Raw genomic sequence first — 12,959 nt, forward strand, 5'->3', positions numbered from 1 at the left:
TGACGCAGCGTAACTGCGGATTCGATGAGCAGCAAGAGATTTCGCGATGCGGAAGATTGTTTCACATGGCGACATCCCGGATGGCTTGCACTCGTCGCGTCAGTTGTGAATATCGGAGGCAAACCAAGAAATGGGCGAGGACATATGGATCCGGAAACCAAGACCAAGCTGGCACGCCAGTTCATCGAAGCGATCCCCTTCAGCCGCGTGCTGGGGATGCAACTCGATGAAATCAGCGAGGGGCGGGCGGTGTGTTCGATGCCGTATGACACGCGATTCGTCGGAGACCCGGACACCGCCGTCATTCACGGCGGCGCGGTTTCGGCATTGATGGACACCTGTTCAGGTGCGGCGGTGATGAGCCATCCGGACGCGCCGGTGGTGACGGCGACCATCGACCTGCGGATCGACTACATGCGTGCAGCGACACCGGGGCAGCGGATTAACTGCGAGGCGACCTGTTATCACGTCACGCGCTCGGTCGCCTTCGTGCGCTGCGTGGCCTTCGACGATGACCACGACAACCCGGTGGCAAGCGCAGTCGGTGCCTTCACGGCGGACCGGGGCAAGGCCTCGCGTCGGTCGAGCGAGGCCCTGTCATGAAGCGCCCGGAACCGGTTCAGGTCATCAAGGGACGGCGCGAGGCCGCGCTCACAGGGCTGGTCGCGCGTGTGCCCTATATCCAGTTCCTGGGCGTCGAGTTCGACCGGCGTGGCGACGAGCTGACCGCCGTTTTGCCGTTCAAGGACGAGCTGATCGGAAACCCCGCGTTGCCGGCGCTTCATGGTGGGGTGACGGCGGCGTTTCTGGAAATCACCGCGATCATAGAGCTTGGCTGGGCGGCGCTCTGGGACGAGATGGAGACGGGGCGTATCGCTGCCGAAGACATCACGCCGGCGGCCATGCCGCGCCTGCCGAAGACCATCGACTTCACCGTCGATTACCTGCGGTCCGGTCTTCCGCGCGACGCCTATGCGCGCGCGCGGATCAATCGGTCGGGGCGCCGTTACGCAAGCGTGCATGTCGAGGCGTGGCAGGACAACCGAACGCGGCTTTATGCGCAGGCCACGGGGCATTTCCTGATGCCTGCACCGAATGGCTGAGGCCCGCGCCATCACCCATCGACGGGTGCTGGCCATCGCGCTTCCCATCGTCGCCGCGAATGTGACGGTGCCGATTCTGGGCGCGGTCGATACCGGGGTCGTGGGGCAATTGGGCGAGGCTGCGCCGATCGGGGCCGTGGGCCTGGGCGCGACGATCCTGACCGCGATCTACTGGATCTTCGGCTTCCTGCGCATGGGCACGGCGGGGCTTGCGGCACAGGCGCTGGGCGCAGGAGACCGGGGCGAATTGGCGGCGCTTCTGACCCGGGTGCTGATGATCGGGCTGGCAGGCGGCGCGGTGCTTATCGCGGCACAAGTGCCGTTCTTCGCCCTCGCGTTCCGGGTCGCACCCGCCAGTGCCGAGGTCGAGGGACTTGCCTGGACCTATATGTCCATCCGGGTCTGGTCAGCCCCCGCCATGATCGCGCTTTTCGGGCTTCTGGGCTGGCTCATCGCGCAGGAGCGGACGCGCGCCGTCCTGATGATCCAGATCGCGATGAACGGGGTGAATATCGGGCTGGACCTGCTTTTCGTGCTGGGGTTCGACTGGGGTGTGGCGGGGGTCGCCTGGGCCACGTTCCTGTCGGAATGGGCGGGGCTCGCCTTTGGCCTCTGGCTCGCCCGGGCGGCGTTCCGGGTGCCGGACTGGCGCGACTGGGGCGCGGTGTTCGACCGGGGCCGGCTTGTGCGCATGGCGCGGGTCAACAGCGACATTCTGATCCGTTCGCTTCTGCTCGAGGTGATCCTCGTCAGTTTCATGTTCTGGGGCGCGCGGTTCGGGGATGTGACGCTTGCCGCGAACCAGGTGCTGATCCAGTTCCTGCATCTCATGGCCTTCGGGCTGGACGGCTTCGCCTTTGCCGCCGAGAGCCTTGTCGGGCAGGCGCTGGGCGGGCGGGACCGCGCGCGGCTGCGCAGAGCGGCGATCCTGGCGAGCCAGTGGGGTGCACTGGTTGCCGTGGGCTTTGCGGTGGCGTTCTGGGTCGCGGGGGGTGCGATCATCGACGTGATGACGACCGCGCCGGAGGTGCGGGCGGCCGCGCGGGAGTTCCTGCCCTGGCTGATCTTCGCGCCGTTGATCGGGCTGGCGCCTTTCATGTTCGACGGCATCTTCATCGGGGCGACCCGCACTGCGGACATGCGTAACATGATGCTGGTTTCGGTGGCGGTCTATCTTCTGGCGGCGCTGGCACTCAGGCCGCTGGGCAATCACGGGCTGTGGATCGCCTATCTCGTATCCTACGCGGTGCGTGGTATGACGCTGGCCCTGAGGTATCCCGCGCTCGAGAGGTCGGCGCAGGATTAGGGCGCTCGCGCGCCCCTCGGAGGGCCAGCCCTCCGAACCTCCCGAAGTATTTGTGAAACGATGAAAAGGATCAGAGAAGGTCGAGGACCGTTTCCGGCGGGCGGCCGATCCGCGCGCGCCCGTCACGGAACACGATCGGGCGTTCTATGAGCTTGGGCATGGCGACCATTGCGCCGATCAGCAGGTCTTCTTCGCTGTCGCGGGTGAGACCGGCCTCTTTGAATTCCTTTTCCTTGGGGCGCATCATGTCGATGGCCTTGAGGCCGAGTGCGCGGAGCGCGCCGCGGATCTCGTCCTCGGTCGGGGCGTCTTCGAGGTATTTGCGGACCGTCGGCGAAATGCCTTTGCCCTCGAGAAGCGCGAGAGTTTCGCGCGACTTGGTGCAGCGCGGGTTGTGCCAGATGGTGACGTCGCTCATAGCCAGCTGTCCTTGTTCGTGCCGATGGCGTCATGGATATGCGCGTAACCGTCGCGCGCCAAGAGGGCGTCGAGGCCGCGCGCGATGTCGTCGGCAAGGCTCAGGCCCTTGTAGGCCAGCGCCGAATATAGCTGCACCGCATGGGCGCCCGCCTTGATCTTGGCATAGGCATCCTCGGCGGACCCGATGCCGCCGACGCCGATCAGGGGCAGGTGGCCGTCGGTCGCTTTGGCGAGCTTGGCGAGGACTTGTGTGGACTTTTCGAACAAAGGCGCGCCGGAAAGCCCACCTTTCTCGCCGGAATGAGCACTTTTCAAACCTTCGCGGTCAAGCGTGGTGTTCGTGGCGATGATCGCGTCGAGGCGGACCGCGCGGGCGACCTCGGCGATCTCGGTGATCTCGGTGCCGGTGAGGTCCGGCGCGATCTTGAGGAAGACCGGGAGGATCTTCTCCTGCTTCTCGCGTGCCGTCATGACCCCGGAGAGGAGCGCATGGAGCGCGTCGGCTCCTTGCAGGTCGCGCAGCTTCTCGGTGTTGGGGGACGAGACGTTCACGGTGACGAAATCGACGAGCGCGCCGCAGCGGTCGAGCACTTGCACGTAATCGCTCGCGCGATCCGCGCTGTCCTTGTTGGCGCCAAGGTTCAGGCCCACCGGCACAGGGCGTTCGCGCGACCGGCGGGTGAGGCGGGCGGCGGCGGCTTCCATGCCGTCGTTGTTGAACCCGAAGCGGTTGATGACGCCCTGATCTTCGGTCAGCCGGAACATGCGCGGTTTCGGGTTTCCGGGCTGGGCGCGGGGCGTGATCGCGCCGACTTCGACGAAACCGAACCCGGCTTGCGTCAGCGCATCCACCACCTCGGCATTCTTGTCGAACCCGGCGGCGAGCCCCACCGGGTTCAGAAGTTCGAGGCCCGCAACATGTGTCTTGAGGCGTTCAGACGTGTAGGGGCCGGGAAGGGGAGCAAGACCGGCCTTCAGCGCCATCAGCGCGAGGCCATGGGCGCGTTCGGGATCGACGCCGTGGAGCGCCTTCATCCCGATTTTCTCGATGAGGTTCATCGGGCCTCCGGGGGGAAATCGTGACCGTTCGCCGTGGCGGGGAGCGGTTTTGCCCAGAGCACATCGCTCATGCGCAGCGGACGGTAGAGATGCGGGAACAGATCGCCGCCGCGTGAGGGTTCCCACCGAAGATCGTCGCCCAGCGCTTCGGCGTCGCAGGCCACGAGCATCAGCCCGTCGAGCCCCGCGAAATACTTGGTCGCGGTCTCGCCCGCCTGTGCGGGTGTCGAGAAATGGATATAGCCGTCTTCGAGGTCGATTGGCGCGCCCGGCGTTTCGCCGTCGCGCTCCAGAGCCGCCCATTCCTCGGCGCGAAAAATCTTCAGGATCAGCATGGCGTCGGTTTGCCCCCGGCTTGGCCCAAGGTCAAGCGCACTCGTCTGCCCAAATTCACGGCAATGTCACGGATTTGCGCGAGGTCAGGCTTGCCCGCCTTTGACAGCGGGCACGACTCGTCACAATCTGACCAGATAGTCAAAAGACAACGATACAGGGAGTATCACCATGCAACGCATTCTCGGGTCTGTCGCCATGTTGGCGATGTCCTCCGGGATGGCCTGGGCGGATTATTCGCTCACCATCCTTCACACAAACGATTTCCACGCGCGTTTCGAGCCGATCAGCAAATACGATTCCGGCTGTTCTGCAGAGGACAACGATGCGGGTGAGTGCTTCGGCGGTTCCGCGCGGCTCATGACGGCGATCGAAGAAGCACGGGCGCGGTCGAACAATTCGGTCCTGTTCGACGGGGGCGATCAATTCCAGGGCACGCTGTTCTACACCTATTACAAAGGCAAGTTGACCGCCGAGATGATGAACAAGATGGGCTATGATGCGATGACCGTGGGCAACCACGAATTCGACGATGGTCCGGAAGTGCTCGCGGGGTTCATGGATGCGGTCGACTTCCCGGTGCTCATGTCCAACGCGGATGTGTCGGGCGAGCCGCTTTTGGCCGACAAGCTGATGAAATCCACGGTGATCGAGCGGGGTGGCGAAAAGATCGGTTTGATCGGGCTGACGCCGCTCGATACGCCCGACCTGTCGTCGCCCGGGCCGAACATCGTATTCACCCCGCCGGCGGAGGCCGTCCAGGGTGAGGTCGACAAGCTGACCGAAGAGGGCGTGAACAAGATCATCGTGCTCAGCCACTCCGGGTATCGGGTCGATCAGATGGTGGCCGAGAACACCACGGGCGTGGATGTGATCGTGGGTGGTCACACGAACACGCTTCTGGGGGATATGGATGGGGCCGAAGGGCCGTATCCGACCGTCGTGAACGGCGTGCAGATCGTGCAGGCCTATGCCTACGGCAAGTTTCTGGGCGAATTGAACGTGACGTTCGATGATGAGGGCATGGTCACGGAAGCGTCGGGTGCGCCGCTGATTATGGACGGCGCCGTGGTCGAGGACGAAGCGACGAAGTCGCGCATTTCCGAAGCGGCCGGACCGCTGGACGAGATTCGCAACAAGGTCGTGGCCGAAACGGCGAGCGAAATCGACGGGGCGCGCGAAAGCTGCCGTGCGGGCGAGTGCCAGATGGGCAACCTTGTGGCCGAGGCGATGCTGGACCGTGTGAAAGATCAGGGCGTCACTGTCGCGATCACCAACGGTGGCGGTCTGCGCGCGTCTATCGACGCGGGCGAAGTGACCATGGGCGAAGTGCTGACCGTGCTGCCGTTCCAGAACACGCTGTCGACATTCGAAGTTTCCGGCGCAACCATCGTCGAAGCGTTGGAAAACGGTGTGAGCCAGATCGAAGACGGTGGCGGGCGGTTCCCGCAGGTGGCCGGGCTCCAGTTCACCTTTGACGCCAGCGCCGAGCCGGGTTCGCGCGTTTCGGAGGTGTATACGATGGAGGGCATGGACTGGGCGCCGATCGACCCGGAGAAAACCTATGTCGTGGTGTCCAACAACTTCGTGCGCACCGGCGGTGACGGCTATTCGATGTTCGAAGATGCCGAAAACGCTTACGACTTCGGCCCCGATCTGGCCGATGTGACGGCAGAATACCTGGCTGAAATGGCCCCGTATGAACCGTTCACGGACGGGCGGATCAAACCCGCCGAATAAGCGACGCTCTATTTGGGCGACAAGGCCCTCGCCGGACTGACCGGCGGGGGCTTTGTGTTCCGGGCCGGGGTGCCTATATTGGGCGTCGAAGGAGCACGCACATGGATCACCCTCTCATGGACCTGATCTCGGCCAAGATCGCCGAGGCGGAAGCGAACGGCGAGTTCGACAACCTGCCGGGGGCGGGCAAACCGTTGCCGCGCGAGGATGACCCCGAGAACGCCCTGTTGCGGCGCGTGATGCAGGAGAACAACGCCGTGCCGCCGTTCATCGCGCTGGGCCGTGAGCTTGAGAAGCTGCGCGAGGAGTTGCGGGCGACCACCGACCAGGTCGCGCGCAAGGACATCATGAAAGAGATGTCGATGATGGAGGCGAAAATCGCCATCGCGCGCAAGGGCTGGACCGGCTAGGCGCGCCTCATCCGGGCGATCAGCCGGTCGCCATTCCCGAAATGAAGCCACAGCGCCAACGCGACAGGGCCATGCGCCACCGCGCCAAGCGTGATGCCGATTGCTCCGTGCAGGCGGGCGGGCGGCGGCGAAAGAAGGGGCGCAGCGGTTGAATGCGCGGGCGCTCGAAACTCTGGGTCTTGTTGCCGGCCGATTCATCGGCGACCTCGGGCGGCTGATCTGGACGATGAAGACGTGATGGACGCAGGCTCGGGCCGCGCGTAGGTTTGGCCCATGTGCGGACGAATGGCCAATACCTTGCCACATGACGCGGTGGCGAACCTGTTCGGTGCGGTGCCTGCGAACACGCTGCCGCCGCTTCCCGATTACAACATCTGCCCGACGCAGGACGTTGCCGTCATCACGTGGGAAAACGGCAAACGCCGCTATCGCCCGATGCGGTGGGGGTTCCTGCCGGTCTGGTACAAGGCGATGAACGACGGGCCCCTCATTATCAACGCGCGGTCCGAAACCGTCGCCGAGAAGCCCGCGTTTCGGGGTGCGATCCGCGAAACGCGCTGTCTGGTCCCGGTCACCGGGTTCTACGAATGGCATCGGGCCGGGGGCAAGAAAGTCCCGCATTTCTTTCACCGCGCCGATGGCGAGCCGCTGGTCATGGCCGGCGTCTGGCGCGATTGGGGTGAGGACGGGTTGTCCAGCTTTGCGGTCCTGACGACCGAGGCGAACGCGCTTATGGCGCCGATACACAACCGTATTCCGGTGGTCATCGAGTCGGAGGATTGGGGCATGTGGCTTGGGGAAGAGGGCAAGGGGGCCGCGACGCTGATGCACGCCCCCGCCGAAGAGGTGCTGACCTATCACCGGGTCAGTCAGGCCGTGAATTCCAACCGCGCTGAAGGGCCGGACTTGATCGAGCCGGTCGAAGCATCCTAGGCGTTTGCCGAAATTGGAAAGATCAGAGCCGGTCGCGCAGCATGGCGCCCGGATAGGCGAGTCGCAGGAGATTGCGACGCAGGGCGGGCAGCGGGAAGCGTCGCATCGGGGCGGCGAGGATGTCTGGCCGGGCATCTTCACCCATGAGGAGCCGAGCAGCGAGGTCGCCGGTATAGCTTGCCATTGCGACCCCGTTTCCGTGGTAGGCCATCGCGACGAGCGCGGTGGGGTCGCCGTCGATCGGGCCTGCGTGGGGCACTAGGCGGGCTGAGAAATTCACGAAGCCGGACCATGTATGCGGAATGTCCACGTCGCGCCACGCCGGGAACATGCGGTGGAAATCACGGATCATCCGACCCGTCGCGCGGGCATCTGCCGCCGCGGTTCCGCGGATGCCGCCACGCATCCCGAAGAGGAAACGCCCGTCCGGCAGAAGGCGGAAGTAATGCAGGAGCGTTCGGGTGTCGTAGGCCATGAGATCGGTTGTCCAGCCCTGAACTTCCTGCTCGGCCCGCGTCAGGGGGCGGGTCATCAGGACGTTGGACTGAACTGGCAGGAAACGGCCCCTCAGCCATGGATGAAGGTCCTCCGCGCCATAGCCATTCGTGGCGACGATGACCTGTCTTGCCGTTACGGTTCCATGCGGCGTCTTGAGCAGATGCCGCCCGTTCGCTTTCGTCAGCCGCGTTACTGGACTATCGCCTCGAATGTCGGCGCCCGCATCCCGCGCGGCATTGGCGAGACCACGCACGTAAGTGCCCGGATCGAGCGCGAAACCGGCGCTGATGTGCAATCCGCCGTGAAACTCCGGGCCATATAGCCCTTGGGCGGCGAGGTCGTCGCGGGTGAGAACGCGCGCCGGTATGCCGCGTGCGCGCAGCGCGTCGCGTTCGGCCGGGAAAGCGCGCGCGTGTTTTGGCCGGTGGGCGAGGCGGACTTCGCCGTCGGAATGGCGCTGCGCGTCTATGCCGTGTCGGGTGAGCAGAGCGGCGACATGGTCGATGGCATCGCGTTCGGCGGTGAGGAAAGCGTCCGCCGCAGCGGAGCCGAACGCCTTGGCGAGCGCCGCGTCGTCAAGCCCGGCGCCGCCGAGGCAACAGAACCCGCCGTTGCGCCCGGATGCGCCCCAGCCGGGGGCGTGTGCGTCGAGGACAAGGGGGCGGTGCCCGGCTTGGGCCAGCGTCAGCGCCGCGTTCAGCCCGGTGAAGCCCGCGCCGACGATTGCGATGTCGGTCGTCAGGTCTGCTTCGACGGACGGCCAGCCCTGCTCCAGACCCCAGGCGCATTTCGCGCGGGGGGCGTCAGTATAGGCGCGCGGCTCGTAAAGCGTCGTCACAGCCGCCCGAGGTAGGTGCGGTATTCGATCTGGCTGATCGCGGTCGTGAGCTGGGCGATTTCATCCCGCCGCACGGCCGCGTAGATGTCCCGGTAGCCTTCGAGGAACATGCCCTCGGCGATCTGGCTTTCCGCGAAACACTCGACGGCTGTGCCCCAATCCGACGTCAGCGGGTCGGAAAACTCGTTGTTCTGTTCGTCCAGGGGCGCCGGGAGCGGGAGGTCGGGATTGTCGAGCCCGTAGAGCATACCGCCAAGCACCGCGGTGATGACGAGATAAGGATTCGCGTCAGCCCCGGCGATGCGGTGCTCGAGCCGCGCGCCGGGGCCTGCGACCTCCGGCAGGCGCACGGCAGCGGCGCGGTTGTCGATCCCCCAGTCGGGCGTGTGAGGCGCGAAGCTGTTACGCTGGAATCGCCGGAAGCTGTTCATATGCGGCGCGAAGATCGCCTGCACGTCGTCCATCGTGTCGAGCGTGCCCGCGACGGCCTGTTTGAGGAGGTCTGATGGCTCGTCACCGCCCTCGTCGAAGATGTTGTTGCCGTCCTTGTCCACCACCGAGACATGCACATGCATCCCGTTGCCGGGATAGTCGGCATAAGGTTTGGCCATGAAAGTCGCGGACATGCCGTGTTTGCGGGCAATGCCTCGCACGAGGCGACGGAAATAGAGCGCGTCGTCGGCGGCGGCGAGCGCATCGGCGGTGTGATGGAAGTTCACCTCGAACTGGCCGGGTCCGTATTCGGCAATCAGGGTGTCGGGCGTCATGCTCTGCACCCAGGCGGCGTCGAGGATGTCGTCGAGGATCGCCTGTGTCCGGTCCAGCACGTCGAGGTCGTAGTTCTGCGCGGTCGGCGACCGATCCGGGGGGATCGGTTCGTCGTTCATGTCCTCGCGCGGCTTGTAGAGGTAGAATTCCAGCTCGGTCGCGATGACGGGTGTGAGGCCACGTGCCGCGAATTTCTCGAGCATCGCTTCGAGCTGCTTGCGCGGCGAATAGGGCGCGACCGTATCTGTTTCGTCATGCATTTCGCACAACACTTGCGCCACCGACCCGCCCGAAGCAGAGGCCCAGGGCACGGGCCGGAGCGAGCCGGGAACGGGGAACAGATGGCCGTCCGGATCACCGATGGCGATGCCGAGGCCTGTGGCTTCGACCTCTTCGCCAAGGATGTTGGGTGCGTAGGTCGAAAGCGGCAGGCGAACGCCGCCGGCAGAGAGCTTTTCTTCGTCGTCACCGGGAAGCCATTTGCCGCGCAGGATGGCGTTGATGTCGCACATCATCAGCTCGACCCGTTCGGGGCGGCCATGTTCGGCACAGAAGTCGGCGTATTCCTTGAGGAAGTCTTGGGGGGCAGCAGTAATCATGTAGCGTTTTCTTCGCGTATCCGACGAACGGCGGCGCGCTTCGTGGTGATTGAGAACGAGATTACACCGATTGTCACAAGTCCGATCAGGATGGAAGAGAGCGCGTTGATTTCCGGGCTGACACCAAGACGAACGGCGGAGAAGATCTTGATCGGGAGCGTGGTCGAGGACGGGCCGGAGGTGAATGAAGCGATCACGAGGTCGTCCAGCGATAGGGTGAAGCCCAGGAGCCAGCCGGAGATGACGGCGGGGGCGATAATCGGGAGTGTGACGGAGCGAAATGCGTCCCACGCCGTGCAACCGAGGTCCAGCGCGGCCTCTTCGAGCGAGCGGTCGAAGCTGACCAGCCGGGATGAGACGACGACGGCGACATAACACATCGAGAACGTCGTATGTGCGAGGATGATTGTCAGAAGCCCACGGTCGAGACCGACCGAGATGAACAGGAGCAGGAGTGAAAGGCCAAGGATCACGTCAGGCATGACGAGCGGCGCGTAGATCATGCCGGAGAACAGCGTCTTGCCGAAGAACTTGCCGCCGCGCACCAGCACATAGGCTGCTGCCGTGCCGAGGATGGTGGCCAGCGTAGACGAGACAATGGCGACGCGGAGCGTGACCCAGGCGGCATCGAGGAAGGCTTCGTTACGGAAAAGTTCGCCATACCACTTGGTCGAGAAGCCCGCCCAGACGGTGACGAGTTTCGACTCGTTGAACGAGTAGATCACCAGGATCACCATCGGCATGTAGAGAAACGCGAAGCCGAGGGTGAGCGACGTGGCATTGAACCAGCTGATCTTACGCATGGCATGCCTCCGCGCTCTTCAAGGGGGCTGCTTTTTCATCGCGAAGAACAGCCAAGGGCTGTGATGAGCGCTGCGGGATCATCCTTCGGCCTCCCGCTGTTTTTCTTCATTGCGCTGGAAGAGCACGATCGGCACCACCAGAAGCGCGAGCAGGATCACCGCCACGGCGGAGGCCACCGGCCAGTCCCGGTTCGAGAAGAACTCTTCCCACAGCACTTTGCCGATCATAAGCGTTTGCGACCCGCCGAGAAGTGCCGGGATCACGAATTCGCCCATGACTGGGATGAAGACGAGGAAGCAGCCTGCAATGATCCCGTTGCGCGAAAGCGGGAACGTCACCAGCCAGAACGCCTGAAACCTCGTGCAGCCCAGGTCTTCTGCGGCTTCGAGCAGCGAGCCGTCGAGTTTTTCCAGCGCCGAGTAGAGCGGCAGGACCATGAAAGGCAGGTAGGTGTAGACAATGCCGATATAGACCGCCGTGGGCGTGTTCAGGATCGTGAGCGGGCTGTCGATCACGCCGATCCAGAGGAGGAACTGGTTAAGCAACCCCTCGTTGGCGAGGATCGCTTTCCAGCTATAGACGCGAATCAAAAACGACGACCAGAACGGCAGGATGACCAGCATCATCAGGGTGGGGCGCCACTCTACCGGCGCGCGGGCCATGCCGTAGGCAAGCGGATAGGCGACGAGAAGCGCAGCGAATGTCGAGATCAGCGCGATCTTGAGGGACGACAGATAGGCTTTCCAATACAGGTCGTCGGTGGACAGGAATACGAAATTCTCGAAGTCCAGCGCGGCGAAGAACGACTTCAGGCCTTCCCACCCCTGGCTGAAATCCAGCGTCGGCGTATAGGGCGGGATCGCCAGTTCGGTGTCCGAAAGGCTGATTTTCACCACGATGACGAAAGGCACGAGGAATAGCGCGACGAGCCACGAGTAGGGCAGGAGGATGACGGCGAGACGTTTCATTCCGTCAGCACGACCCCGGCGGAGGCTCGGAACGAGAGCCAGACCTTGTCTTCCCAGGTGAATGCCCGTCGCGAGATGCGCGAGGAATTGGTCATCGCCGCCTTGACCATCTGACCGCCCGGCAACTCTACGTGATAGGTCGAGAGATTGCCGAGATAACCGATGTCGATGATCGTGCCTTCGAGCGCGTTCGCTCGGTCTTCGGGCGGTTCTTTCGTGACAAGGATCTTTTCGGGACGGATGGCGAAGGTGACGGGCGTGCCTGTCGCGATCTCGGCATCGCATTCGCTTACGTCAATCGCACGGGAGTCTTCGCCAACGTCGATCCTGTAGGACCCGCCCCCGAGGTTTTCGGCGGTGCCGCGGATCAGGTTCACGTCACCGATGAAGTCGGCGACGTAGACGCTGTTTGGGGCCTCGTAAATATTGGCGGGGGTGTCGACCTGCTTGATCTTGCCGTGATCCATCACCGCAACGCGCGAGGCGACGGTCATCGCCTCTTCCTGATCGTGGGTGACGATGACGAAGGTCGTGCCGGTGGTTTCCTGAATGTCCATCAGCTCGAACTGCGTCTCTTCGCGCAGCTTCTTGTCGAGCGCGCCAAGGGGTTCGTCGAGCAGGAGGAGTTTGGGCGCTTTCGCAAGCGAACGCGCCAGGGCGACGCGCTGCCGTTGCCCGCCCGAGATCATGTGCGGTTTGCGCTTGGCGAATTTTTCCAGCCGCGTGAGCCGGAGCATTTCCTCGACGCGGCCCGCGATCTCGGATTTCGGCATGTCCGAGCGTTTCAGGCCGAAGGCGATGTTGTCGTAGACGGAGAGGTGCGGAAAGAGCGCGTAGCTCTGGAACATCATGTTCACCGGGCGCAGGTTCGGCGGCACGTTCGCGATGTCGCGCCCGCCAAGCTCGATCACACCTTCAGTCGGGGTCTCGAAGCCCGCCAGCATCCGCATGATCGTCGTCTTGCCGCAGCCGGAGGGGCCGAGAAGGGCGAAGAATTCGCGTTCATAGATGTCGATGGTCAGGTCGTCGATCGCGGTGAAATCACCGAACCGCTTGGTCACGTTCCTGAACCGGATGAGCGGCTCGGCCTTCGGATCCTTCCACGGTTCGAACACGTCCGCATGTGGCATGGGTTTGGTCTGCGCCATCTGTCCCCCGACTGTCCCCTGAGCGAAAAAAC

Annotated in this window: 15 protein-coding genes; 7 read left to right on the forward strand and 8 right to left on the reverse strand. The window is 63.9% G+C overall.

Annotated features, from left to right (window positions below):
* Window positions 1-144 precede the first annotated feature (144 nt).
* The 3 genes from KJP28_RS07570 to KJP28_RS07580 are packed head-to-tail and all read left to right on the forward strand — an operon-like array spanning window position 145 to window position 2,409.
* Window positions 145-603 (forward strand): PaaI family thioesterase, encoded by a 459-nt coding sequence (locus tag KJP28_RS07570; protein WP_218391961.1) that lies wholly within the window; start codon window positions 145-147, stop codon window positions 601-603.
* A complete protein-coding gene (locus KJP28_RS07575) occupies window positions 600-1,103 on the forward strand; it encodes a PaaI family thioesterase (protein WP_218391962.1) in 504 nt (167 codons plus the stop codon). Before KJP28_RS07570 ends, KJP28_RS07575 begins: the two co-directional genes overlap by 4 nt.
* Entirely contained in the window at window positions 1,096-2,409 is a 1,314-nt protein-coding gene (locus tag KJP28_RS07580; RefSeq protein ID WP_218391963.1) for an MATE family efflux transporter, read from the forward strand. The genes KJP28_RS07575 and KJP28_RS07580 overlap by 8 nt, the downstream gene beginning before the upstream one ends.
* A gap of 70 nt (window positions 2,410-2,479) precedes the next feature.
* Here the strand turns inward: KJP28_RS07580 and arsC are convergent, their stop codons facing one another.
* The 3 genes from arsC to KJP28_RS07595 are packed head-to-tail and all read right to left on the reverse strand — an operon-like array spanning window position 2,480 to window position 4,223.
* On the reverse strand, window positions 2,480-2,827 hold the full coding sequence (arsC, locus tag KJP28_RS07585; RefSeq protein ID WP_218391964.1) for an arsenate reductase (glutaredoxin): 348 nt from the start codon (window positions 2,825-2,827) through the stop codon (window positions 2,480-2,482).
* Window positions 2,824-3,888 (reverse strand): quinone-dependent dihydroorotate dehydrogenase, encoded by a 1,065-nt coding sequence (locus tag KJP28_RS07590; RefSeq protein WP_218391965.1) that lies wholly within the window; start codon window positions 3,886-3,888, stop codon window positions 2,824-2,826. Before KJP28_RS07590 ends, arsC begins: the two co-directional genes overlap by 4 nt.
* Window positions 3,885-4,223: a DUF952 domain-containing protein gene (locus KJP28_RS07595; RefSeq protein WP_218391966.1), complete on the reverse strand. Its 339-nt coding sequence runs from the start codon at window positions 4,221-4,223 to the stop codon at window positions 3,885-3,887. Before KJP28_RS07595 ends, KJP28_RS07590 begins: the two co-directional genes overlap by 4 nt.
* Window positions 4,224-4,392: 169 nt before the next feature.
* Here KJP28_RS07595 and KJP28_RS07600 point away from each other — a divergent pair, with 169 nt between their 5' ends.
* The 4 genes from KJP28_RS07600 to KJP28_RS07615 all read left to right on the forward strand — a co-directional run bounded on the left by KJP28_RS07600 (window position 4,393) and on the right by KJP28_RS07615 (window position 7,304).
* On the forward strand, window positions 4,393-5,961 hold the full coding sequence (locus KJP28_RS07600) for a bifunctional metallophosphatase/5'-nucleotidase (RefSeq protein WP_218391967.1): 1,569 nt from the start codon (window positions 4,393-4,395) through the stop codon (window positions 5,959-5,961).
* Window positions 5,962-6,062: 101 nt separating this feature from the next.
* Window positions 6,063-6,371 carry a DnaJ family domain-containing protein gene (locus KJP28_RS07605; RefSeq protein WP_218391968.1) on the forward strand — a complete coding sequence of 103 codons (309 nt, stop codon included), beginning with the start codon at window positions 6,063-6,065 and terminating at the stop codon, window positions 6,369-6,371.
* 100 nt (window positions 6,372-6,471) lie between these two features.
* On the forward strand, window positions 6,472-6,609 hold the full coding sequence (locus KJP28_RS07610; RefSeq protein WP_218391969.1) for a hypothetical protein: 138 nt from the start codon (window positions 6,472-6,474) through the stop codon (window positions 6,607-6,609).
* A gap of 47 nt (window positions 6,610-6,656) precedes the next feature.
* Window positions 6,657-7,304: an SOS response-associated peptidase gene (locus KJP28_RS07615; protein ID WP_255552269.1), complete on the forward strand. Its 648-nt coding sequence runs from the start codon at window positions 6,657-6,659 to the stop codon at window positions 7,302-7,304.
* 22 nt (window positions 7,305-7,326) lie between these two features.
* On the opposite strand, the gene KJP28_RS07620 is transcribed toward KJP28_RS07615, so the two are convergent.
* From KJP28_RS07620 to KJP28_RS07640, 5 genes are all read right to left on the reverse strand, one after another.
* Complete coding sequence (locus KJP28_RS07620; protein WP_336245314.1) at window positions 7,327-8,640, reverse strand: NAD(P)/FAD-dependent oxidoreductase; 1,314 nt, start codon at window positions 8,638-8,640, stop codon at window positions 7,327-7,329.
* Window positions 8,637-10,007 (reverse strand): glutamine synthetase family protein, encoded by a 1,371-nt coding sequence (locus tag KJP28_RS07625; protein WP_218391971.1) that lies wholly within the window; start codon window positions 10,005-10,007, stop codon window positions 8,637-8,639. Before KJP28_RS07625 ends, KJP28_RS07620 begins: the two co-directional genes overlap by 4 nt.
* Window positions 10,004-10,810, reverse strand: a complete 807-nt coding sequence (locus KJP28_RS07630; RefSeq protein WP_218391972.1) for an ABC transporter permease — start codon at window positions 10,808-10,810, stop codon at window positions 10,004-10,006. Before KJP28_RS07630 ends, KJP28_RS07625 begins: the two co-directional genes overlap by 4 nt.
* Before the next feature lie 78 nt (window positions 10,811-10,888).
* Window positions 10,889-11,779, reverse strand: coding sequence for an ABC transporter permease subunit (locus KJP28_RS07635; protein WP_218391973.1), 891 nt, complete (start codon window positions 11,777-11,779; stop codon window positions 10,889-10,891).
* Window positions 11,776-12,927 carry an ABC transporter ATP-binding protein gene (locus KJP28_RS07640; protein ID WP_255552270.1) on the reverse strand — a complete coding sequence of 384 codons (1,152 nt, stop codon included), beginning with the start codon at window positions 12,925-12,927 and terminating at the stop codon, window positions 11,776-11,778. The genes KJP28_RS07635 and KJP28_RS07640 overlap by 4 nt, the downstream gene beginning before the upstream one ends.
* Between the last annotated feature and the right edge of the window lie 32 nt (window positions 12,928-12,959).

This window comes from Maritimibacter dapengensis, from assembly GCF_019218265.1.
GTDB lineage: Bacteria > Pseudomonadota > Alphaproteobacteria > Rhodobacterales > Rhodobacteraceae > Maritimibacter > Maritimibacter dapengensis.

What these genes read in the sequence shown, in the direction of transcription:
- KJP28_RS07570 (WP_218391961.1), top strand. Translation starts at nt 145, where the DNA reads ATGGATCCGGAAACCAAGACCAAGCTGGCACGCCAGTTCATCGAAGCG.
- KJP28_RS07575 (WP_218391962.1), top strand. Translation starts at nt 600, where the DNA reads ATGAAGCGCCCGGAACCGGTTCAGGTCATCAAGGGACGGCGCGAGGCC.
- KJP28_RS07580 (WP_218391963.1), top strand. Translation starts at nt 1,096, where the DNA reads ATGGCTGAGGCCCGCGCCATCACCCATCGACGGGTGCTGGCCATCGCG.
- arsC (WP_218391964.1), bottom strand. Translation starts at nt 2,827, where the DNA reads ATGAGCGACGTCACCATCTGGCACAACCCGCGCTGCACCAAGTCGCGC.
- KJP28_RS07590 (WP_218391965.1), bottom strand. Translation starts at nt 3,888, where the DNA reads ATGAACCTCATCGAGAAAATCGGGATGAAGGCGCTCCACGGCGTCGAT.
- KJP28_RS07595 (WP_218391966.1), bottom strand. Translation starts at nt 4,223, where the DNA reads ATGCTGATCCTGAAGATTTTTCGCGCCGAGGAATGGGCGGCTCTGGAG.
- KJP28_RS07600 (WP_218391967.1), top strand. Translation starts at nt 4,393, where the DNA reads ATGCAACGCATTCTCGGGTCTGTCGCCATGTTGGCGATGTCCTCCGGG.
- KJP28_RS07605 (WP_218391968.1), top strand. Translation starts at nt 6,063, where the DNA reads ATGGATCACCCTCTCATGGACCTGATCTCGGCCAAGATCGCCGAGGCG.
- KJP28_RS07615 (WP_255552269.1), top strand. Translation starts at nt 6,657, where the DNA reads ATGGCCAATACCTTGCCACATGACGCGGTGGCGAACCTGTTCGGTGCG.
- KJP28_RS07625 (WP_218391971.1), bottom strand. Translation starts at nt 10,007, where the DNA reads ATGATTACTGCTGCCCCCCAAGACTTCCTCAAGGAATACGCCGACTTC.
- KJP28_RS07630 (WP_218391972.1), bottom strand. Translation starts at nt 10,810, where the DNA reads ATGCGTAAGATCAGCTGGTTCAATGCCACGTCGCTCACCCTCGGCTTC.
- KJP28_RS07635 (WP_218391973.1), bottom strand. Translation starts at nt 11,779, where the DNA reads ATGAAACGTCTCGCCGTCATCCTCCTGCCCTACTCGTGGCTCGTCGCG.
- KJP28_RS07640 (WP_255552270.1), bottom strand. Translation starts at nt 12,927, where the DNA reads ATGGCGCAGACCAAACCCATGCCACATGCGGACGTGTTCGAACCGTGG.